The organism is Bradyrhizobium brasilense (assembly GCF_029714345.1).
GTDB lineage: Bacteria > Pseudomonadota > Alphaproteobacteria > Rhizobiales > Xanthobacteraceae > Bradyrhizobium > Bradyrhizobium australafricanum.
In genome coordinates this window covers 6,601,387-6,623,374 of the sequence record NZ_CP121669.1, presented here as the reverse complement: position 1 = coordinate 6,623,374, position 21,988 = coordinate 6,601,387, and the positions used below count along the sequence as shown (strand labels likewise).

Annotated in this window: 17 protein-coding genes; 9 read left to right on the top strand and 8 right to left on the bottom strand. The window is 64.7% G+C overall.

Annotated elements, in window-relative coordinates; genetic code table 11:
- Positions 1–55: 55 nt before the first annotated feature.
- The 3 genes from QA635_RS30930 to QA635_RS30920 are packed head-to-tail and all read right to left on the bottom strand — an operon-like array spanning position 56 to position 2,410.
- Positions 56–856, bottom strand: a complete 801-nt coding sequence (locus tag QA635_RS30930) for an SDR family NAD(P)-dependent oxidoreductase (RefSeq protein ID WP_283063377.1) — start codon at positions 854–856, stop codon at positions 56–58.
- Between the two features lies 1 nt (position 857).
- Positions 858–1,412 carry a carboxymuconolactone decarboxylase family protein gene (locus QA635_RS30925; RefSeq protein ID WP_283063375.1) on the bottom strand — a complete coding sequence of 185 codons (555 nt, stop codon included), beginning with the start codon at positions 1,410–1,412 and terminating at the stop codon, positions 858–860.
- 47 nt (positions 1,413–1,459) lie between these two features.
- Positions 1,460–2,410: a hotdog family protein gene (locus tag QA635_RS30920; RefSeq protein WP_283063373.1), complete on the bottom strand. Its 951-nt coding sequence runs from the start codon at positions 2,408–2,410 to the stop codon at positions 1,460–1,462.
- A 234-nt stretch (positions 2,411–2,644) separates the two neighbouring features.
- Here QA635_RS30920 and QA635_RS30915 point away from each other — a divergent pair, with 234 nt between their 5' ends.
- From QA635_RS30915 to QA635_RS30900, 4 genes are all read left to right on the top strand, one after another.
- Positions 2,645–6,118 (top strand): indolepyruvate ferredoxin oxidoreductase family protein, encoded by a 3,474-nt coding sequence (locus tag QA635_RS30915; protein ID WP_283063371.1) that lies wholly within the window; start codon positions 2,645–2,647, stop codon positions 6,116–6,118.
- A gap of 126 nt (positions 6,119–6,244) precedes the next feature.
- On the top strand, positions 6,245–6,676 hold the full coding sequence (locus QA635_RS30910; RefSeq protein ID WP_283063370.1) for a hypothetical protein: 432 nt from the start codon (positions 6,245–6,247) through the stop codon (positions 6,674–6,676).
- A 320-nt stretch (positions 6,677–6,996) separates the two neighbouring features.
- On the top strand, positions 6,997–8,577 hold the full coding sequence (locus tag QA635_RS30905; protein WP_283063368.1) for an alkaline phosphatase D family protein: 1,581 nt from the start codon (positions 6,997–6,999) through the stop codon (positions 8,575–8,577).
- A 166-nt stretch (positions 8,578–8,743) separates the two neighbouring features.
- Entirely contained in the window at positions 8,744–9,562 is an 819-nt protein-coding gene (locus QA635_RS30900; RefSeq protein WP_283063365.1) for an aldo/keto reductase, read from the top strand.
- Between the two features lie 69 nt (positions 9,563–9,631).
- Here QA635_RS30900 and QA635_RS30895 read toward each other — a convergent pair whose 3' ends face one another.
- On the bottom strand, positions 9,632–9,862 hold the full coding sequence (locus QA635_RS30895) for a hypothetical protein (RefSeq protein ID WP_050387960.1): 231 nt from the start codon (positions 9,860–9,862) through the stop codon (positions 9,632–9,634).
- Between the two features lie 232 nt (positions 9,863–10,094).
- Between QA635_RS30895 and QA635_RS30890 the strand changes: the two genes are divergently transcribed.
- A complete protein-coding gene (locus QA635_RS30890) occupies positions 10,095–11,375 on the top strand; it encodes an amidohydrolase/deacetylase family metallohydrolase (RefSeq protein WP_283063362.1) in 1,281 nt (426 codons plus the stop codon).
- A gap of 244 nt (positions 11,376–11,619) precedes the next feature.
- On the opposite strand, the gene QA635_RS30885 is transcribed toward QA635_RS30890, so the two are convergent.
- Both QA635_RS30885 and QA635_RS30880 read right to left on the bottom strand, forming a co-directional pair.
- Complete coding sequence (locus QA635_RS30885; protein WP_283063360.1) at positions 11,620–12,858, bottom strand: aminotransferase-like domain-containing protein; 1,239 nt, start codon at positions 12,856–12,858, stop codon at positions 11,620–11,622.
- A gap of 60 nt (positions 12,859–12,918) precedes the next feature.
- A complete protein-coding gene (locus tag QA635_RS30880) occupies positions 12,919–13,461 on the bottom strand; it encodes a DUF3124 domain-containing protein (RefSeq protein ID WP_375162624.1) in 543 nt (180 codons plus the stop codon).
- A 59-nt stretch (positions 13,462–13,520) separates the two neighbouring features.
- Here QA635_RS30880 and QA635_RS30875 point away from each other — a divergent pair, with 59 nt between their 5' ends.
- The 4 genes from QA635_RS30875 (at position 13,521) to QA635_RS30860 (ending at position 19,047) form a co-directional block, all read left to right on the top strand.
- Positions 13,521–15,254: a cation:proton antiporter gene (locus tag QA635_RS30875; protein WP_283063358.1), complete on the top strand. Its 1,734-nt coding sequence runs from the start codon at positions 13,521–13,523 to the stop codon at positions 15,252–15,254.
- A 250-nt stretch (positions 15,255–15,504) separates the two neighbouring features.
- On the top strand, positions 15,505–16,581 hold the full coding sequence (gene ribB / locus QA635_RS30870; RefSeq protein ID WP_028334516.1) for a 3,4-dihydroxy-2-butanone-4-phosphate synthase: 1,077 nt from the start codon (positions 15,505–15,507) through the stop codon (positions 16,579–16,581).
- A gap of 192 nt (positions 16,582–16,773) precedes the next feature.
- On the top strand, positions 16,774–17,988 hold the full coding sequence (locus QA635_RS30865; RefSeq protein ID WP_028334515.1) for an acyl-CoA dehydrogenase: 1,215 nt from the start codon (positions 16,774–16,776) through the stop codon (positions 17,986–17,988).
- Positions 17,989–18,129: 141 nt separating this feature from the next.
- The gene (locus QA635_RS30860; protein ID WP_283063355.1) at positions 18,130–19,047 is read left to right on the top strand and encodes an MBL fold metallo-hydrolase; all 918 of its coding nucleotides are present in this window, start codon (positions 18,130–18,132) and stop codon (positions 19,045–19,047) included.
- Positions 19,048–19,139: 92 nt separating this feature from the next.
- Here the strand turns inward: QA635_RS30860 and QA635_RS30855 are convergent, their stop codons facing one another.
- Together QA635_RS30855 and QA635_RS30850 are read right to left on the bottom strand one after the other, a co-directional pair.
- Complete coding sequence (locus QA635_RS30855; protein WP_283063353.1) at positions 19,140–19,997, bottom strand: DUF1499 domain-containing protein; 858 nt, start codon at positions 19,995–19,997, stop codon at positions 19,140–19,142.
- A 291-nt stretch (positions 19,998–20,288) separates the two neighbouring features.
- Positions 20,289–21,917, bottom strand: coding sequence for a fatty-acid--CoA ligase (locus QA635_RS30850; protein WP_283063351.1), 1,629 nt, complete (start codon positions 21,915–21,917; stop codon positions 20,289–20,291).
- Between the last annotated feature and the right edge of the window lie 71 nt (positions 21,918–21,988).

Sequence of the window (21,988 nt, the reverse complement as noted above, 5' to 3'; positions counted from 1 at the left end):
CGTGATTTCGTCACAGTGATTAATCCCAAATTGTCACACAGGTTAATCGTCTCGATTAACCGCGCCGCACACTTGCGCCGCCATCGACCGGCAACGTGACGCCGGTCACGAAGTTTGCTTCATCGGAGGCGAGAAACAGCGCGGCATTGGCGACGTCCCAGCCGGTGCCCATCTTGTGACGCAGCGGCACCTTGCTGTCACGCTCGGCCTCGACCTCGGCGCGGCTCTTCTTGAATTCGCGAGCGCGCGTGTCCACTGCCATAGGCGTGTTCATCAATCCCGGCAGGATCACGTTTGCGCGAATGCCATATTGCGCATTCTGGTAGGCGAGCTGTTCGGTGAAGGCGATCATTGCCGACTTGGTCGCCTTGTAGGCGACGTAGGGATAGGTCGTGATCGCGGCCATCGACGAGATGTTGATGATCGAGCCGCGCTGCTGCGTGCGCATGATCGGGATCACATGCTTGGCGGCGAGGATGCAGCTCTTCAGATTGATCGCCACGCAGCGATCGAACGCCTCCTCTGATATGTCCAGCAGTTCGGCGTCGCCGCCGGAGAGGCTGACGCCGACATTGTTGTGCAGGATGTCGACGCTGCCCCAGCGGCCATGTGCATCAGCCACCATCGCCTCGATGTCGGCATTTTTGGTGACGTCGGCCTTGAAGGCGACTGAAGTGCCGCCCTTGGCCGCGATCAGGTCGACCGTCTCCTGCGCCGAAGCCAGATTGTGATCGACGCACAGCACCCTGGCGCCTTCGCGCGCGAAGGTCAGCGCGGTGGCGCGGCCGTTGCCGATGCCCTCGCCGGGGCTTTGGCCAGCACCGACGACGATGGCGACGCGATCTTGCAGGCGCATCTCACTTCACTCCCTGTAGCGGGTACTGCTGCAGTACCTCCTTGTAGTGCGGTTCGTTGTCGATCTGCATGGTGGCGAGCACGCGCACAACCGCGCAGTAGAACGCGATCGTCAGCACGAGGTCGGTCATGTGCTCGTCGGAGAGATGTTGCTTGATCTCGGCGAAGGTTGCCTCCGACATCGCGAGCTCGCGCACCATCTCGCGGGCGCCCTTGAGGATGGCTTTCGCCAGCGGCTCGAGCTTCGACGGCTGGCCTTTGGTCTCCGCGATCAGGCCCTGGATATCCTCGTCGGTGACGCCGAACTCCTTGCCGATCTTCACATGGTGGGTGAACTCGTATTCCGACTGCTCGAGCCAGCCGACCTGCAGGATCGCGAGTTCGCGCAACCTGGGATCGAGCTTGCTCTTGAAGCGGATGTAGCCGCCGACGCCGTTGAAGGCGCGCGCCATGTCCGGCGAGTTCACCAGCAGCTTGTGCAGATTGGTGTTGCGCTTGAGCATGTCGCGATATTCGGGGGCGACCTGATCGGCTTCGAGATAGGGCAGGCGGGCCATTGTTGTTGTCCTTGTTTCGGCGGCTTGCGGAAGAGGCGGCTGTTGTTTCAGCCGTAGAGGGCTTTGTGCTCGCTTTCGTAGTTGGCGTAGGAGTCCTTCATGCTGGCGCCGTTGAGCAGCATCGTTGCGACCACCGCGTTGTCGGCATCGAACACGGTCGAGCGCACCCACATGCTCTCGGTGCGCTTGCTGCCGGAAAGCGCCACGACCTCGCGCTCGACCCAATAGGTCTCGCCGGGGAACAGCGGCCCGCGCAAAAGACGGATCTCCTGGTCGGCGAACAGCCCGACCGCGGGGCCGCGGACCGGCAGCCGGTCCTCGCGCGCGCGGTACTGGAACAGTACGCTCAGCATCTCCATCGGGATGATGGCGCGGCCCCAGGGATTGTGCTCCAGCGAATAATAGTCCGAAGGCTCGGTGATCACCCTGAGCTTGTCGGCCAGCGAAAACGGATAGAGATCGCCCATGTTCTGGTCGAAATCCATCTTGATCGCCTGCCGCGGCGTCTTCATGCCGACCTTGATGTCGGCGAGGATCACGGGATCGGTCAGCGGTTTCAATTCGCCGAGCCGGCGGCTGAGCGCCGTCTCGGTGCCGTCGCCGTCGATCGAGGCGGTGCCGCGCAGGATCTCGGTGCCGTCGCGCTTGACCATCCCGATCGTGCAAACGGTCTGGCCCGGCTTCGGCTTCTCGATCTGGGCCTGCACCTCTTCGCCTTCGAACACCGGGTTGCGGTAATGCGCCGAGAGGCATCCGGTCATGAACCAGGCGCGGCCCCAGATCCGCTCGCACAGCGGCGCGAACTGGCTGAAATGGGTCGGTCCCTCGATCGTGCCGCCGCGGAAGCCGAACTTCTGCGCGGTTGCATCGTCGTGAATCGAAGCGTGGGAGTCGTAGGTCTGGGCCTGCAGCATCTGCTTCGGGCTGCGCCAGGGACCCACCAGCAGATCGCCGTTCTCCACGATTTCCGTCGTGAACGCGGATTCGACTGTAATCATCCTTGGTCTCCCTTTGCGCGCCACCGTTTCAAAGATGCCGGGGTTCGGCAAGGCCTCGCAGAACGACAAGGCCTCGCAGAGCAACAAGGCCTCGCATGCGCAACATGAGATATGTGCTGCGGCCATGGAACGGGGCTGTTGATGCATAACAAAATCAGTGCATGCTGATGCATGATCATTTCGGAAGATAATTAGACCGGTCCGGACCGGCGTGGCTGACTGACGGGGAAACTGATGGCGTTGATGGAAGTTGGACTGGACGACAAGTACCGGTTGGACACGAAACGAATCTTCCTCTCCGGTACCCAGGCGCTGGTCCGATTGCCCATGTTGCAGCGCGAACGCGACCGCGCGCAGGGGCTGAACACCGCCGGTTTCATCTCCGGTTACCGCGGCTCGCCGCTCGGCATGTACGACCACGCGCTGTGGCGGGCGAAATCCTTCCTCAGGGAACATGACATCGCCTTCGTCCCCGGCCTCAACGAGGATCTGGCGGCGACCGCGGTGTGGGGCAGCCAGCAGGTCGGCATGTTCCCCGGCGCCAAGGTCGATGGCGTGTTCGGCATCTGGTACGGCAAGGGCCCAGGCGTCGACCGCTCGCTCGATGCGCTCAAGCACGCCAATTCCGCCGGCACCTCGCCGAACGGCGGCGTGATTGCGCTGGCTGGCGACGACCATGGTTGCCAGTCCTCCACCCTGGCGCATCAGAGCGAGCAGGTGTTCGCCTCGGCGCTGATGCCGGTGGTCAATCCGGCGACGCTGCAGGATTATCTCGACCTCGGCATCCTCGGCTTCGCGCTGTCGCGCTATTCCGGCTGCTGGGTCGGCTTCAAGGCGATCTCAGAGACGGTGGAAAGCTCGGCCTCGATCGTCAGCGATCCCGATCGCATCAAGATCATCATGCCCGACGATTTCGAGATGCCACTGGGCGGGCTCTCGATCCGCTGGCCGGATCCGCCGCTCGACGCCGAGCGCCGGCTGCACGGGCCCAAGATGGAGGCGGTCGCGGCCTTCGCCCGCGTCAACCGCTTCGACCGCATCGTGCTGGATTCCAAGCCGGCGCGGCTCGGCATCATGGCGACCGGCAAGGCCTATCTCGATCTGCGCCAGGCGCTCGCCGATCTTGGCATCACCGATGCCGATGCGCAGGCGCTCGGGCTGCGCATTTACAAGGTGGCGCTGACCTGGCCGCTCGAAGCGCGCGGCGCGCGCGCCTTCGCCGAGGGCCTGCAGGATGTGCTGGTCGTCGAGGAGAAGCGCGGCTTCATCGAGGACCAGCTGGTCCGCATCCTCTACAACATGGACGCCGCGAAGCGTCCGTCGGTGGTCGGCAAGCGCGACGAGAGCGGCGCGCCGCTGCTGCCGAGCGAGGGCGAGCTGACGCCGACCATGGTCGCCGCCGCCGTGGTGGCGCGGCTGCGCAAGCTTGGTCACCGCAGCCCGCTGCTGGAGCAGCGTTTGGCAAAGCTCGAGGCGTTCGATCGCCCCGCCGAGGGCACGGGCACCGCGAAGCTGCAGCGCACGCCGTATTTCTGCTCCGGCTGCCCGCACAACTCGTCGACCAAGATTCCCGAGGGCAGCCGCGCCATGGCCGGCATCGGCTGCCACGGCATGGCGCTGTCGGTGCCGAACCGCAACACCCAGACCATCTCGCATATGGGCGCGGAGGGCGTGAGCTGGATCGGGCAGGCGCCGTTCACCAGCGAACAGCATGTGTTCCAGAATCTCGGTGACGGCACCTACACCCATTCCGGCTTGCTGGCGCTGCGCGCGGCGGCCGCGGCCGGCGTCAACATCACCTACAAAATTCTCTACAACGATGCGGTTGCGATGACCGGCGGCCAGCCGGCCGAGGGCGGCTTTACGGTGTCGCAGATCGCACACCAGGTCTGGGCGGAGGGCACCAAGAAGCTTGCGATCGTCTCCGACGATCCGGACAAATATCCCGCCAATTATTTCCCGTCGGGTGCCACCATCCATCATCGCCGCGAGCTCGATGCCGTGCAGCGCACCCTGCGCGAGATCGAGGGCCTCACCGTCCTGATCTACGACCAGACCTGTGCCGCCGAGAAGCGCCGTCGCCGCAAGCGCGGGCTGTTCCCCGATCCGGCCAAGCGCGTCTTCATCAATGAGCGCGTCTGCGAAGGTTGCGGCGACTGCTCGGTGGCGTCGAACTGCGTCTCGGTGCAGCCGCTGGAGACCGAGCTTGGCCGCAAGCGCCGCATCGACCAGTCGAACTGCAACAAGGATTTCTCCTGCATCGAGGGCTTCTGCCCGAGCTTCGTGATGGTGCAGGACCCCAAGCTGCGCAAGGCGGACCGCGCTGCCGCCGATCCCAAGGCACTGTTCGCCGATTTGCCGACGCCGCCGGTGGCCGCGTTGAGCAATCCCTACAACATCCTGATCACCGGCATCGGCGGCACGGGTGTGATCACCATCGGCGCGCTGCTCGGCATGGCCGCGCATGTCGAGGGGCTCGCCTGTTCGACGCTCGACTTCACCGGCCTGTCGCAGAAGAACGGCGCGGTCATGAGCCATGTCCGGCTCGCGCCCGCCTCCGACATGCTGACCACGGTGCGCATCGCGCCGGGCAACGCCAATCTGATTCTCGGCTGCGACCTCGTCGTCGCCACCAGCGTGCCGGCGCTGAGCCGCGCCGAGCGCGGCGTCACCCGCGCCGTGGTCAACGCCGATCTCTTGCCGACCGCGAGCTTCGTGATCGATCCCGATATCGACTTCGAAGCCAGCTCGATGCGCGATGCGCTGAACGGCGCGGTGACGCCTGGCGATCTCGACATCCTCGATGCCACCGGGCTTGCCACGGCGCTGATGGGCGACAGCATCGCCACCAACGCCTTCATGCTCGGCTTCGCGTTCCAGCGCGGCGCGATCCCGCTGTCGCTGGAAGCGATCCTGAAGGCGATCGAGCTCAACGGCGCCGCGATCGAGATGAACAAGACCGCGTTCTCGTGGGGCCGGCTCGCCGCGCATGATCTGCAACGCGTGGTCAGCGCCGCACGCTTCAAGAGCGCCGGCGCCGCGCCGGCAAAGAAGACGCTGGACGAGGCGATCGCGTTCCGCGCCAAATTCCTCACCGACTATCAGGATGCGGCCTACGCCAAGCGCTATCTCGACGACGTCGCGCGCGTCCGCACCGCCGAGGCGGCCGCCGCGCCTGGCTCGCAGGACCTGACCGAAGCCTTCGCAAAGGGCCTGTTCAAGCTGATGGCCTACAAGGACGAATACGAGGTCGCGCGGCTCTATTCCGACGGCGAGTTCAGCAAGGCCTTGAGGGAGCAGTTCCAAGGCAGTTCCGGCTTGAAGGTCTTGCTGGCGCCGCCGCTGCTGGCCCAACGCGATCCCGTCACCGGGCGGCTGCAGAAGCGTGAATTTGGTCCGTGGATTTTCACGGCGTTCGGCATGCTGGCGGGGCTGAAGGGCCTGCGCGGCACCGCCTTCGACATCTTCGGCTATACCGCCGAGCGCAAGATGGAGCGCGCACTGCCGGTCGAATATTCGGCGATGATCCTGCGTCACCTCGACGGCCGGAAGCCGCTCGACTTGCCGCGCCTCGTGGCGCTGGCGAAGGCTGCGGAGCTCGTGCGCGGCTATGGCCACATCAAGGAGGGCAACGTCGCCCGCTACCGCACCGAATGCGCGCGGCTCGAGCGCGCGATCAGCCAGCCGCTGGCGCAGGCGGCGGAATAGGGGCCGGGGAACTTTCCACGGCCGCCCTGGTTGACCGGTAACCCTGCCTGCAAGCGGTGGCTGGATTCGCACGGCCGAGCCCCTACATGATGGCTGTCTGTTCGAGTGATTTCAGGAGGCCGTTTGATGGTCCTGAAAAGCGCTTTTGTTGCAATCGTTTGTACCGCGTGCCTGGCTTGGGGCGGCGTGGCGTTGGCTGACGAATATCGCCCCAGCGAGTTCTTCAGCCTCGATCTTTCACGCGCAGTGTTGTCGCCGAAGCCGCTTGGCCCGCCGGCGCAGTTCGAGCCCGTTCCGGTCGAGGCGAAGACCGACCATGGCCCCGATCAGCATGCGAATGTCGAGCCGCAGGTCAAGGAGCCGAAAGTCGCGCCGAAGAAAGCCGTGCGGACCACCAGGGTGACCGCGCCGCACGAGAAGAAGCGCGCGGAAGCGCGCGTGCCCGCCCGTGCCAAGCTCGCGCGCCGCCACTCGAACCCGCTCGATGCGGAGGCCCGTGACACACGGATCCAGACCTGGCCGTGCCGCACCGGCGGCATCTGCAACTGGCATCGGTGAGGCGGCTCGGCTGTCTCACGCCGACTTGCGCGCGCGTTCGCACCAATATCAAATCCGTCATCCTGAGGAGGCCGCGAAGCGGCCGTCTCGAAGGATGAATCGGCCACGAACGGGGGCCGTTCATCCTTCGAGACGCGCGTTCCGCGCTCCTCAGGATGACGGATTTGGCTGAGTGCTTAGCATTCCAAACTTTTCCGATTTCCATCTCCCCCCGAGTCATCCCGCCGTCGCAAAACCGTCGGCGGAGAGTCAAGAAACCGTAAGGCCGGAGTCAAGGAGCGCAGGCAAAACCTTCGTTGCGATTCGACGAAGGTTATTCGATGCCGACTGCGAACTCCGCGAGGCGGCGTGGCCTCACCCGGCGCCAGCTTCTGGTGCGCTCGGCGTCGACCGCGGCGCTGGCGGGATTCGGCGTGCTGGCAAGACCGTATCTGAGCCGCGCCGCGGATCGGCCCGCGATTGCGGGCATCCAGTCCGGCGACGTGGCAAGCGATTCCGCTGTGATCTGGGCGCGCGCCGATCGCGCCGCGCGGATGCACATCGAATGCGCCGCGGTCGAAAGCTTCGCCAGCATCCTGCGCACCGCGTCCGCCGATGCGCTGCCCGAGCGCGACTTCACCGCCAAGCTGCTGCTCGACGGCCTGCCGCCGGGCCAGGACCTGTTCTATCGCGTGCGCTTCGAGGACCGCGACGGCACATCAGGCGAAAGCCGGGTCGGCCATTTCCGAACCGCGCCGGCCGACCGGCGTCCCGTCTCGTTCGTCTGGTCCGGCGACGTCGTCGGGCAGGGCTGGGGCATCGACCCCGCGCGCGGCGGCTTGCGCAGCTACCGCACCATGCTGGACGAGCGACCGGACTTCTTCATCCATTCCGGCGATCACATCTACGCCGATTGCACGGTGCCGTCGGAGCAGAAACTCCCCAACGGTGAGATCTGGCGCAATATCGTCACCGAGGAGAAATCCGCCGTCGCACAAAGCCTCGATCAGTTTCGCGGCAACTACAAATACAACTGGCTCGACGACAATTTCCGCGCCTTCCACGCCGAGGTGCCGATGTTCGCGCAGTGGGACGACCACGAGGTGGCCGACGACTGGTCGCCGCTCGGCACCACCGATGCGACCGGCTATGAGGCGGACGGCAGCTCGCGCCTGGTGGCACGGGCACGCCGCGCCTTCCACGAATTCATGCCGATGCGGCTGATGCCGGAGCGCGATGGCCGCGTCTATCGCAAGATTCCCTACGGGCCGCTGCTCGACGTCTTCATCATCGACATGCGTTCCTATCGCGATTCCAGCTGGAACAAGCAGGGCGATCCGGAGCAGGCCTGCATCCTCGGCCAGAGCCAGCTTGCCTGGCTGAAGCGCGAGCTGGTGGCGTCGGATGCGACGTGGAAGGTGATCGCGGCGGATCTGCCGATCGGCCTCGTCAGCCTCGATGCGGTCGCGCTCGGCGACGGCCCGCCCGCGCGGCGCGAGCACGAGATCGCCGATCTGTTGTCCTTCATGAAGCGCGCCGGGGTCCGCAACACGGTGTGGCTCACCGCCGACATGCACTACACCGCCGCGCATCATTATGATCCGAACCGCGCGGTGTTCCAGGAGTTCGAGCCGTTCTGGGAGTTCGTCTCCGGTCCGCTGCATGCTGGCACCTGGTCGCCGGGCGAACTCGACAACACGTTTGGCCCGAAGGCGATGTACCAGAAGGGCTGTTCGGCCGAACAGGGCGACAATCTCGCGCCGTGCTTCGGGCTGCAATTCTTCGGCCGCGTCGACATCGACGGCAAGACCGGCGTGATGACGGTGACGCTGAAGGACGTCGACAACCACGACCTCTGGTCGGTCGATATCGAGCCGCGGCCGGACGCGCGGCCCGGCCAGATCATGGCGCAGCACATCTAGCGCCGTCTCTGATCCGTCGCGACATCTTGATTGCCGGCGTCTTGCCCGAGGGCCCGGTTTGCGGGCAGACTGCGTGTCGGCAGTCCTGCCAATTTCATTCCCACGAAACGATTTGCTGGCGTGACGTCGTCGATGGCATCGGCGTCCCACGCGTCAGGAGCTATCCATGGAAAATCTGCAGACACAGGGCATCAGCCTGCCGCAGCTCGGGCTCGGCACCTTCCGCATGCAGGGCGATACCTGCCGCGCGGCGGTCGAGAGCGCGCTTGGGCTCGGCTATCGGCATATCGACACCGCCGAGATGTACGGCAATGAAGAGGCGATCGGGGCGGCGATCGCTGCCTCGAATGTCGCGCGCAATGACCTGCACGTGACCACCAAGGTCTGGCACGAGAACCTGGCGCCGGATGCGATCCGGACAGCGTTCGACGCCAGCCTGAAGAAGCTGCGGCTCGATCACGTCGATCTCTATCTGGTGCACTGGCCGTCGCGGAGCATGAAGCTGCCTGCCGTCTTCGAGACGCTGATGAAGCTGAAGGAGGAAGGCCGCACCCGCGCGATCGGCGCTGCCAATTTCACCACCGCGCTGCTCAAGACCGTGGTCGAGGACATCAAAGCGCCGATCGCCTGCAACCAGATCGAATATCACGCGATGCTGGACCAGACGCCGGTGCGCAAATATCTCGCCGCGAAATCGATCCCGCTGGTGGCCTATTGTCCGCTCGCCCAGGGCCGCTTCGCCACCGACGAGACGCTGGCGAAAATCGGCAGCAAGCATGATGCGACCGCGGCGCAGGTGGCGCTGAAATGGTTGCTCGATCAGGATGGCGTGGCGACCATTCCGAAAGCCTCGCGCGCCGAAAGCCAAAAGGCCAATCTCGACGCACTGAAGGTCAAGCTCGACGACGCGGACCGCAAGGCGATTGCGGCGCTGCCCAAGGACATGCGCTGCGTCAATCCGGGGTTTGCGCCGGCGTGGGATTGAGGCCGCTGGCCCTGAGGAAGCAGAAAAGAAAATGGCTCCGTGAGGAGCCATTTTCCGTTGTGTCGGTCCTTAGTAGTGATGACGCTTGATGATCACCGTCCGGTCATGGCCGTGATGCCAGCCATGATGCCAACCGCGATGCCAGCCACGGTCATGGCGCATTTCGGCGCGTGCGCCCCAGCCGCGGTCCCAGTGATGATGACCGCCATGTCTGATCACGACCGTCTCGGCGCTCGCGATCGACGGAACGGCCACCGCAAGCGCACCAACCGCCGCGAGAACAAAGCCAATCTTTTTCATCTCATCCTCCTCAAATAAGCGAAGAGAAAACCGTACGGAGATTGAAACGTTCCGCAGGAATCAGAGGAGTTTTCTGAACGCTTGTTCAGCAACTGCCTCGAACGCTGCTGCCGTCGCGTGTTGGTGCGCACAACCGATGAGCGAGCGCACGGGCGGCTTTCCCGGCCTTGCCTAACCGCTGCGTCCGACGCATCATCGCGCCATAAAAATCAATGTTCGGGGGGACGTTGCCATGAGCGAATTTTCACGCCGGGATTTTTTGAAAGTGACGGGATCGGCCGCTGCCGCAGCCATCGCGAGGCCGGCCGCTGCGGCGATGGGGCCGGACGACAAGTTCGACCTCGTGATCAAGAACGGCGATGTCATCGATCCCAGCCAGTCGCTGCGCGGCAAGCGCGACATCGGCATCCGCTGGGGCATCATCGAGGCGATCGAAGACGAGATCCTGGCTGCTCGCGCCGCCAGGACCATTGACGCGTCGGGCAAGCTCGTGATGCCGGGTCTGGTCGATCTGCACTGCCACGTCTACCCGTACGGATCGGCGATCGGTATTCCCGCCGATGAGCTGGTGCAATTCCAGGGCACGACGACGGTGGTCTCGGCGGGCGACGCCGGCGTCAACAACCTCGCGGCGCTGCGGCGCTTCATCGTGGCGCAATCGCGGGCCCGGATCTACGCTTTCGTCCATATCGCCAATAATGGCCTGTCGGCATTCCCGGTGGCCGAGCTCTACAACATCGACAACGCCCAGGTCGAAGCCTGCGCGATGGCGCTGGCCGAGAACCCCGACTTCCTGATCGGGGTCAAGGTGCGGATGTCGGAAAACGTCATCTTCAAGCATGGCCTCGAGCCGCTGAAGCGCGGCATTCAGGCCTGCGAGATGTGCGGCTGGCCGGCGCGGATGATGGTGCATATCGGCGGCGTCGAGACCAGGGAACTGATGTCCGACATCCTCGATCTGCTGCGGCCGGGCGATATCCTGACCCATGCCTATTCCGGCGCGCCGAACATGTCCGGCGCTTTCACCAATATCGTCCAGGAGGGCAAGCTGTTGCCGGCGGCGCTCGCGGCCAAGCAGCGCGGCGTGCTGTTCGACGTCGGCCATGGCGGCGGCAGCTTCGATTTCACGGTGGCCGAAGTCGCGATCCCCGCCGGTTGCACGCCCGATACGATCTCCTCCGACATCCACGTCTTCTCGGGCAACTCGCCCGGCATCCCGTTCCTGCCGAACGTGATGAGCAAGTTCCTGGCGATGGGCTCGTCGCTGGATCAGGTGGTGGCGATGGCGACCTCGGTGCCGGCGCGGATCATCAACCGGACCCCGAAGGTCGGCACGCTGCAGCGTGGTGCGCCCGGCGATGTCGCGATCATGGATCTCGTCGAAGGCCCGGTCTCCTTCGTCGACACCCGCAACAACAAGCGCGACGGCAATCTGCTGCTGAAGCCGGTGCAGACCGTGGTCAACGGCGTGCCGTTCGGCCGGCCCTATCAGGCGCCATTTTCGGTGAAGTAGGCGCGCGGATCGATAGAGCATGATCAGATCGAATGGCGACCGCAAGCGCGCTGCGCTCCCTCGCCCCGTTCTTACGGGGAGAGGGTTGGGGTGAGGGGCTGCCTCCGCGTATTCGGTGATAGCTGAGGTTGCGGAGGCTCCCCCTCACCCGGAACGCATCTGACGATGCGTTCCGACCTCTCCCCGCACGCGGGACGAGGTGAAGCGGAGTCCGCAACTCGCTTCAGCGCAAAGTCATCATGATCTAGCCGCGCTTCTCCACATTGCTGCTGCGCGCCGGAACGCCGAACTCCTTGCGGCACACCTCGGCCAGCACGGCAACGCCCTCGCGGATCTGCTCGTGCGAGGGGCTGGCAAAGCAGAGGCGGAGCCGGCTGCCGGAATGGGCCTTGCTGGTCGACCATTCCGGTCCCGGATTGATCGAGACGCCGGCGGCAAGCGCCGCCTGATAAAGCTTCAACGTGTCGACATTGTCGGGCAGCTTGACCCAGAGGAAGATGCCGCCCTTCGGCGCCTCGAACTCGGCCGCAGTGCCGAACTGCTCGTTTAGCGCCTCCATCAGCGTATCGAGCTTGGCGCGCAGGCCCTTGGTCAGGCGCGGCACATGGGTCGAAAAATGCGGTGCGCAATATTCCGCGAGCACCATCTGCTCCAGTGCGCCGGAGCCGGCGTCGGTCTTCAGCGGCAGCATTCGCGACATGATCCCCCAGGGCGCGACGATGAAGCCGACCCTCAGCGCAGGCGCGATCGATTTGGAGAACGAGCCGATATGGATCACGCCGCCATGCTTGCTCATCGCATAGATCGCGGGCGGCCGTTCGCCGTTCCAGATCAAATCGGCATAGCAATCGTCCTCGAAGATCGGCACGCCGTATTCCCTTGACAGCTTCAGCATCTCGGCGCGGCGGCTCTCGGGAAGGATCGAGCCGGTCGGGTTCTGCACCGTCGGGATGGTGTAGATGTATTTCGGCGTGATGCCGCGCCGCTTGTGATCGGCGAGTGCCGCAGCCAGCGCATCGATCCTGATGCCCTCGCCATCGAGGGGAATGCCGACTGCATTGACGCCGAGCCGTGTCAGCCGGTTCAGTGAGCCCTGATAGGTTTCCTGCTCGATCAGCACGGTATCGCCCTTGGCGAGCAAGGTGTGATTGACAAGATCGAGCGCCTGCAGCGAGCCGGAGACGATCATGATCTCGTCCGGCGTGCAGGCAATCCCGGCGTCGCGCTTCAGCTTCTCGGTCAGGAACTGGCGCAGCGGCAGATAGCCCTGCGGCCCGTGCGCGAGATTGTAGGTCGCCAGATTCCTGCCCTCGCGCTTCAACACGGCGTTGACCGCCTCCAGCAGCCCGTCGACCGGGACCTGGTCGGGATCGTTGTTGCCGCCGACGAAGCTGTATTTGGCGAGCCCGGTCCAGCGTGCGGCCGGGGCAGGCAGGCCGGCCGCGAGCAGCGGTGCAAAGTCGAACTGGGCTGAGGTGGACATGGACGTTTCGCTCCGTGTTGTTATCGTTGAGAAGGCCGCGGCAAGCGGCCTTCCATGAGGTTAGTTCTTGCCGACCGGCCGGATCGGCCGGCCCTGGCTGATGAAGGCGTAGTGCCCTGCGCCGACACTGCCGACCATCAAGGCCTCGACCGCCGGTTCCGCGATCTCGCCGGCGGCCGCCCAATCAACCACGAAATTCGCGCCGGTGCCGCCGCGGGTATCGGTCGTGGCGATCGCGACCTCGACGGTCGCAAACGGTTTTAGCGCGACCGGCGATTTAAGGTAGCTCTCCACCATCTTGCCTGATGTGTCGAAATAGGCGATCCGCTTCAGCACCAGCGGCTTCGTCTCGGAGGCGTTGTGCACGCTGAGCGTCACCGAAAAATCGGCCCTGAGCTTGCCCTGGCTCATCGACACGCTGGAATACACCGGCACGTAGAATGCACCGGAGGCGGTGAGGCCCTCCGATGGCACCGTCGTCAACGAGTTCGCGAAATTTTGTTCAATACTTGCCGAGGATTGTGCTAGCGCCTCTGACATGCGCACGGTGAGCAGGCAGAGCAAAACTGCGAGAAAAATGCCGCCTGCGCGGATGTGACACATTGCTCGGTTGATCCTCACGCCCGGCCCTCTAGGTTGCGGCAACAGGAAGTCTTTGACGCATGCATGAACTGATTCCCGATATCACGCTCTGTATCCTGTTTGCCTGGGGGATTGGGCTGCTGGCCCATTTCTCCCGGCAACCGCTGATACTGGCCTACCTTATCGCCGGCTTTTTCATTGGTCCATTCGGCATGGGCTGGGTCAAGTCCCAGGAATCGATCAGCGTCATCTCCGAGCTCGGCCTGATCTTCATGCTGTTCATGATCGGGCTGGAAATCGACCTCAAGAAGATCATCCGTGCCGGCAAGGTCATCCTGTTCGCGGGAGCCGGCGAGCTGATCGGCGGCTGCATGATCGGCGTGGCGTTCTTTGCCGCTATCGGGCTTGCGGTCGGCGGCGGCAAGTTCGACGCGATCTATCTCTGCGTCGCCTGCGCGCTGTCGTCGACCGTGATCATCGTCAAGGTGCTCTACGAGAAGCGCGAGCTGGATACGCTGCCGGGCCGCATCACGCTCGGCGTGTTGGTGCTGCAGGACATCTTCGCGATCCTGTTCCTGGCGGTGCAGCCGAGCCTCGACAATCTGCAGATCAGCGTCGTGCTGTTGTCGATTGCCCGCGTCGCGGTGCTGGTCGCGACCGCGCTGGTGCTGAGCCGCTACGTGCTGCCGCGGCTGTTCCACCAGATCGCGCGGCGGCCCGAGCTCGTGCTGCTCGGCGCGCTCGCCTGGTGCTTCCTGATCGGCGAGATCGCCGAGCGGCTGCATCTGTCGCGCGAGATGGGTTCGCTGGTCGCCGGGGTCTCTATCTCGACCTTTCCCTATGCGCTCGACGTCACCGCCAAGGTCACGACGCTGCGGGATTTCTTCATCACGCTGTTCTTTGTCGCGCTCGGCATGACGATCCCGATTCCGGGCCTCTCGGTGATCTGGCTTGCGCTCGTCATCGCGGCCTTCACGGTGGCGAGCCGCCTGATCACGACGTTCACGCCGCTCTATCTGATGAAGCAGGGCCTGCGTGCCAGCCTGCTGCCGGCGATCAACCTGGCGCAGATCTCCGAGTTCTCGCTGGTCGTGATCCAGACCGGCGTCGCCGCCAACCACATCGGAACCGAAACCGCGAGTGCGGCCTCGTTCGCCTTCGTCGTGCTGGCGGTGCTCTCGACCTTCGCGATGGGGCGCAGCGACCAGATCGTGCGCGGCCTGATCGGTCCGTTGAAGCGGATCGGGCTGCGCGACCTCGATCAGGAAGGCCAGGGCCGCGGCGAGGCCGGGCACGAGGGCGGACATGGCGAGATCCGGCGCATCGTTATCCTCGGCTTTTTCCGCGCGGCGAGCGCGCTGATCAGCCAGATCGAGCGGCAGAACCAGTCGCTGCTCGAGCAGATCAGCGTCATCGATTTCAACCCGCTGGTGTTCCGCACGCTGTCCGACCGCGGCATGCATGTGATCTATGGCGACATCAGCAATGTCGACACCCTGGTTCATGCCGGCATCGGCAAGGCCGAGATCATCATCCTGAGCGTGCCGGATTTCCTCTTGGTCGGCGCCGACAATGAGAAGCTGGTGCGCCACGTCCGCGCCCTCAATCCGACCGCGCGGATCGTTGCCACCGCGGACCTGTTGACCGGCGTCGACGACCTCTACAGCGCCGGCGCCGACTACGTGACGGTCACCCGGCTCAGCGACGCCGGCGAGCTCTATTCCGTGATCGAGGCGGCCGACGCCGGCCTGCTCGACGACAAGCGCACCGAGCTGGACGCCCAGCTCAGCGACCGGCGCGAGGTGCTGCCGTAGGCGAGCCGGTCTTGTAGCCCGGATGGAGCCAACGGGTCGCGCGAACGCGCGCCCGATGACAGGCTCCGCGAAATCCGGGGATCGTGCACGCGGAAATGTCCCGGATTGCGCTTCGCTCGATCCGGGCTACGGAAACCGCCGTCACCGCCCTGGTATCCCTGCCGGATGCATGGCGGGTTGCATAATGATACTGGCGCTGACATCGGAACCCGGCTAATCCACTGCCTGCATATAGCGAGATGTCAGGACAATGGCCGATACGATCCAGGAAGTGCTGCAAGCCTTTGCGAAGGGTGAACTCGTTGTCGTCACCGACGATGACGACCGGGAAGGCGAGGGCGATCTGATCGTCGCGGCGTCGTTCTGCACGGCGGAAAAGATGGCCTTCATCATCCGCCACACCTCCGGCATCGTCTGCGCGCCGATCACCACCGAGGATGCCCGCCGGCTGCGGCTCGACCCGATGGTGGCGCACAACGAGTCCAACCACACCACTGCCTTCACGGTCTCGATCGACTACAAGCCCGATGGCGGCACCGGCATCTCGGCCGAGGAGCGCGCCTCCTGCTGCCGCGCACTCGCCAATCCCAATGCCGGCGCCAATGATTTCGCGCGTCCCGGCCACATCTTCCCGCTGATCGCGCGCGACGGCGGCGTGCTGCTGCGCTCCGGCCATACCGAGGCGGCGGTCGATCTGTGCCGGCTCTCCGGGCTGCCGCCGGTCGGCGTCATCAGCGAGCTGATGAACGACGATGGAACCGTGATGAAGGGCGAGCAGGTCGCGAAATTCGCCGCCGCCCACAAGCTCAAGCATGTCACGATCGCGGACATGATCGCCTATCGCCAGGCGCGCGAGAAGCTGATCGAGCGGGTCGCGACCTTCACCACCGAAAGCCCGATCGGTCCGCTGCAAGGCTATGCCTATCGCTCGCCGTTCGACGAGATCATGCATGCCGCCTTCGTCTATAACGGCATCGGCGACGGCCGGGACGTGCTGACGCGGCTGCACAAGCCCAACATCGTGAAGGACTTGTTCACCGGGCCGGCGCGCATGGAAGCCGTGCTGCGGCATTTCAAGGATGCCGGCCGCGGCGTGCTGGTATATCTGCGCGATGGTGCCGCCGGTGTTCCGGTCGAGCCGGTCGGCGAGCAGAAGACGGCGGAGGCTGATCGCCACAGGCAGTGGCGCGAGGTCGGCGTCGGCGCACAGATCCTGCGTGATCTCGGCGTCACCTCGATCCGGCACCTGACTTCGTCGGTGCATGACTACAAGGGATTGTCAGGTTTCGGCATCGAGATCGTGTCGAACGAGAAGCTGGAGACCTAACGTCAGTCATTCCGGGGCGATGCACAGCATCGAACCCCTCAGGTGCGCGATTGCGCACCGAGAATTTTGAGATTCCGGGTTCGCGCTAGTGCGCGCCCCGGAATGACGGTGAGAGGATCACCAATTGCGCTTCGCAGCATAGCGCTTTAATTTATCCGCCAATTTCCGATAGACGATGCGAAAGGATGTTTCATGAGCGTGCGCCCCCAGGCCAAGGACAAGCCGGCTGCCGCCAGCTTCCAGTGGGATGATCCGTTCCTGCTCGACGACCAACTCACCGAAGACGAGCGCCTGATCCGCGACACTGCGCGGGCCTATGCGCAGGACAAGCTGCTGCCGCGGGTCACCAAGGCCTATCTGGAAGAGAAAACCGATCGCGAGATCTTCAACGAAATGGGCGAGCTCGGCCTGATCGGCGTGACGCTGCCCGAGGAATATGGCTGCGCCAATGCGAGTTACGTGGCCTATGGCCTCGTGGCGCGCGAGATCGAGCGCGTCGATAGCGGCTATCGCTCGATGAACTCGGTGCAGTCGTCGCTGGTGATGTATCCGATCTACGCCTATGGCGACGAAAACCAGCGCAAGAAATATCTGCCCAAGCTTGCGACCGGGGAATGGGTCGGCTGCTTCGGCCTGACCGAGCCGGACGCCGGTTCCGATCCCGGCGGCATGAAGACCCGCGCGGAGAAGGTCGCCGATGGCTACAAGCTCAACGGCGCCAAGATGTGGATCTCGAACGCGCCGATCGCCGACGTGTTCGTGGTGTGGGCCAAGTCGGCTGCGCACGACAACCAGATCCGCGGCTTCATCCTCGAGAAGGGCATGAAGGGCCTGTCGGCACCGAAGGTCGGCGGCAAGCTGTCGCTGCGCGCCTCGATCACCGGCGAGATCGTGCTCGACAATGTGGTGGTGCCGGAAAGCGCGCTGTTGCCCAACGTCTCCGGCCTCAAGGGCCCGTTCGGCTGCCTCAATCGCGCCCGCTACGGCATCTCCTGGGGGGCGCTCGGCGCCGCCGAGGACTGCATGCACCGCGCGCGGCAGTACACGCTCGACCGCAAGCAGTTTGGCCGGCCGCTCGCCGCCACCCAGCTGGTGCAGAAGAAGCTCGCCGACATGGAGACCGAGATCGCGCTCGGCCTGCAGGCCTCGTTGCGCGTCGGCCGCCTGATGGACGAGGGCAAGATGGCGCCTGAGATGATCTCGATCGTCAAGCGCAACAATTGCGGCAAGTCGCTCGACATCGCCCGCATGGCGCGCGACATGCACGGCGGCAACGGCATCCAGATCGAGTATCACGTGATGCGTCACGCCGCGAACCTCGAGACTGTCAACACCTATGAGGGCACGCACGATGTCCATGCGCTGATCCTCGGCCGCGCGATCACCGGCATCCAGGCGTTCTCGTAAGGAGCGCTCATCCAAACGCCGTCATGGCCGGGCTTGTCCCGGCCATCCACGTCTTGCGGCTCGCAAAGGAAGGCGTGGATGCCCGGGACAAGCCCGGGCATGACGAGGTCAAAGATAATCCGGACATCACGGACAGAAGCCATGGCCGACAACGACGACATCCCGTTCAACCGCGACTTTCCGCTGAAGCCCGGCGTGGTCGAACAGGTCCGCCCCGGCGTTCGCCGTATCCTCTGCAACAATCCGAGCCCGTTCACCTTCACCGGCACGGTCAGCTACATCGTGGGTGAGGGGAAGGTCGCGATCATCGATCCCGGTCCCGACGACGAGGCGCATGCCAAGGCGCTGCTCGATGCGGTCAAGGGCGAGACCGTGACGCATATCCTGGTCACCCATACCCATCGGGATCATTCGCCGAACACGCCGCGGATCAAGGCCGCGACCGGCGCGCCTGTCTATGCCGAGGGACCGCACCGCGCCTCGCGGCCGCGCTTCGAGAGCGAAAAGCACAATCCGGAATCCGGCGCCGACCGCGATTTCCGGCCCGATGTGCAGGTCAAGCACGGCGACGTCATCGAGGGGGTGGGCTTCGCGCTGGAGGCGGTCGCTACCCCCGGCCACACCGCCAACCATCTGGCGTTTGCCTGGGCCGAGCGCAGCATCAATTTCGTCGGCGACCATGTGATGGGCTGGTCGACCTCGATCGTGGCGCCGCCCGACGGCTCGATGATCGACTACATGGCCTCGCTGGAGCGGCTGGAGCAGCGGCCCGAGCAGCTTTATTTCTCCGGCCACGGCCCGGAGATTCCGGAAGGCCCGCGCTACGTCCGTTTCCTGGCGCGGCATCGCCGGGCTCGCGAGGCGTCGATCCTGCATCGTCTCGGCAAGGGCGAGGCCGACATTCCGACCATGGTGCGGGCGATCTATATCGGGCTCGATCCGCGGCTCGCCAATGCCGCCGGCTATTCGGTGCTGGCGCATCTGGAGGACCTGGTCGCGCGCGGCGTCGTGGCGACCGACGGCGATCCCGTGATCGGCGGTACGTACCGATTGGCCTAGTTCGTCATTCCGGGATGGTGCCAAGCACCAGACCCGGAATCTCGAGATTCCGGGTTCATCGCTGCGCGATGCCCTGGAATGACGCTACCGCGTCACTTCTTCACCGTCTTCGCCGGCGGCGCCTTTGGCACGACAGGAGCCGCCTTCTTCGCCGGCTTGGCATTGTCGTTCTCGGCCGCGGTGTTGAGGTCCTCGATCAGCTTCTTGACGCGGGCGGCGTTGCTGCCGAGATCGGTGTCGAAATAGCGCGACGCCGAGCGGATATCGACACGGGAGTCCTCGTCGTCAGGCGTGACCCGGATCGAGACGTCCTCGCGGAAACCCATGATCGGCGTCCGCGCCACCGCCTCGATGCGGCCGATGCGGCGCGGCGGCTGCGGCGCGCGCGCGTCGATGACGAGCCATTTGCGGCGGTTCACCAGCCGCAGCGTCAGCTCATAGGCGCGGTCGACCGGGGTTTCGAGCTCGACGGTTTCGATATCGGGATAGGCCGCGCGCTGCCGCTCGGCCGAATAGAGGCCGGCATAGGTGGCAGGATTGGTGCCTTCCCCGGTGCGCAGCCGCGCCAGCGCCTCGAATTTCGGCGGGTCGATCGCGTCGGTGGTGACGTCGTAGATCCGCGGCAGCTTGCGGTACTGATAGATGAGATAGGCCGGGTAGGCGAGGATCGCCGCGTCGATCAGCAGCGCGAGCAGGATCCGGCCCATGCCGCGGGTGCCGTTCTGCCAGATCGCGGCAAAGGCGGCCAGCCCAAGCAGGATCGACAGGCCGGCCAGGCCCAGCGCGCCGAAGAAGGTCGCGAGCGCCGGCTTGACCTCCAGGAACCCGAAGCGGACGATCAGGATCGAGACCACTACCGCGACGACGGAGAAGATGGCGAGGTTGCGCGACCAGGTGGCGAGACCGGACACGGGCTCCTGCTGGTAGGGAGCGGAAAACCTGCGCGCCATCGTCGAAAAATCTGCCGGTTGAGATGTCCTCAGGCGACCTCGGCCGCCGCGATCAGTCGTGTGAGACCACGGACCTGCGGCGAATTCAAGGGATTTGGGCGGTGCTGTTCACCCTCCCCTGGAGGGGGAGGGTCGACGCGAATGAAATGAGCGGCGGGGTGGGGTGATCCCTCAGCACGGGCACCTGTCTCAACGGAGGGACTGTCACCCCACCTCGGTCCGCATTCCGCTGCGCTTCATGCGAACCGATCCTCCCCCTCCAGGGGAGGATAAGGGAGGATGCGAGCCTGCCTACGCCGCGGCGGTCGGGAACGTGTAGTCCTTGAACTGGTCGCGCAGCGCCGTCTTCAGGATCTTGCCGGTCGCGGTGTGGGGAATGCCGTCGACGAAGGCGACGTCGTCGGGCATCCACCATTTGGCGATCTTGCCGTCCATGAACTTCAGGATGTCCTCGCGCGTGGCACTCTGGCCCTGCTTGAGTTGCACGATCAGCAGCGGCCGCTCATCCCATTTGGGGTGATGGACGCCGATCACGGCGGCTTCCGCGACCGCCGGATGGCCGACCGCGAGGTTCTCGAGATCGATCGAGGAGATCCATTCGCCGCCGGACTTGATCACGTCCTTGGAGCGGTCGGTGATCCGCATGTAGCCGTGCTCGTCCATCGTCGAGACGTCGCCGGTGTCGAAATAGCCGGCATCGTCGAGGATGTTGCTGTCGATCCGGAAATAGGCCTTGGCGATCGCCGGGCCCGAGACCTTGAGACGGCCGAACGTCTTGCCGTCCCACGGCAGCTCCTTGCCGGCATCGTCGGTGATCTTCATCTCGACGCCGAACGGCGGATAGCCCTGGGTCTGCAGGATGTCGAGCCGCTCCTCGCCGGTGCGCTCGGTGAACGGCGGCTTCAGCGTCGCGAGCGTGCCGAGCGGGCTCATCTCGGTCATGCCCCAGGCGTGGCGCACCTGGCTGCCCATGTCGAGGAACGCCTTGATCATCGAGCGCGGCATCGCCGACCCGCCGCAGATCACCATCTGCAGATCCGGCAGCTTGACGTTGTTGGCGGCCATGTATTGCAGCAGCATCAGCCACACCGTCGGCACGCCGGCGGTGTGGGTGACCTTCTCGGTCGACAGCAACTCGTACACCGAGGCGCCGTCGAGCTTCGGGCCCGGCATCACGAGCTTGGTGCCCATCGACGGCGCGGAGAAGGCGATGCCCCAGCTGTTGGCATGGAACAAGGGGACCACCGGAAGCATTGTGTCCGACGCGGAGGTGCCGAGCGCGTCCTTCGAGTTGGCCATCAGCGCGTGCAACACGTTGGAGCGGTGCGAATAAAGTACACCCTTGGGATCGCCGGTCGTGCCGGAGGTGTAGCACATCGCCGCCGCGGTGTTCTCGTCGAAGGTCTTCCACTCGAACTTGCCGTCGGATGCTGCGATCCAGTCCTCATAGGCGACCGCGTTCTTCAGCGTGGTCTGCGGCATGTGCGCCTTGTCGGTCAGCACCACGTAGCGCTCAACGCTCGGCAGCTGGCTTGCGATCTTCTCCAGCACCGGAACGAAGGTGAGGTCGGTGATGACGATGCGGTCCTGGGCGTGGTTGACGATCCAGGCGATCTGCTCCGGAAACAGGCGCGGATTGACCGTATGGCAGATCGCGCCGATCCCCATGATGCCGTACCAGACCTCGAGGTGGCGCCAGGTGTTCCAGGCGATGGTGGCGACGCGGTCGCCGAGCTTGATGCCGTCACGTTCCAGGCTCTGCGAGACCTTCAGTGCGCGGGTGTGGATCTGGGCGTAGGTGGTGCGATGAATCGGGCCTTCGACCGACCGCGTCACGACTTCCTGTGTGCCGTGATATTTGGCGGCGTGCTCAATAATCTTGTGACACAGCAAGGGCCAATCTTGCATCAAACCAAGCATACGCGAATCCCTCCTCGATCCTCACACATGATCCGCCAGCATCTTGGACGGCCGGCAGTAAAATCATGGAA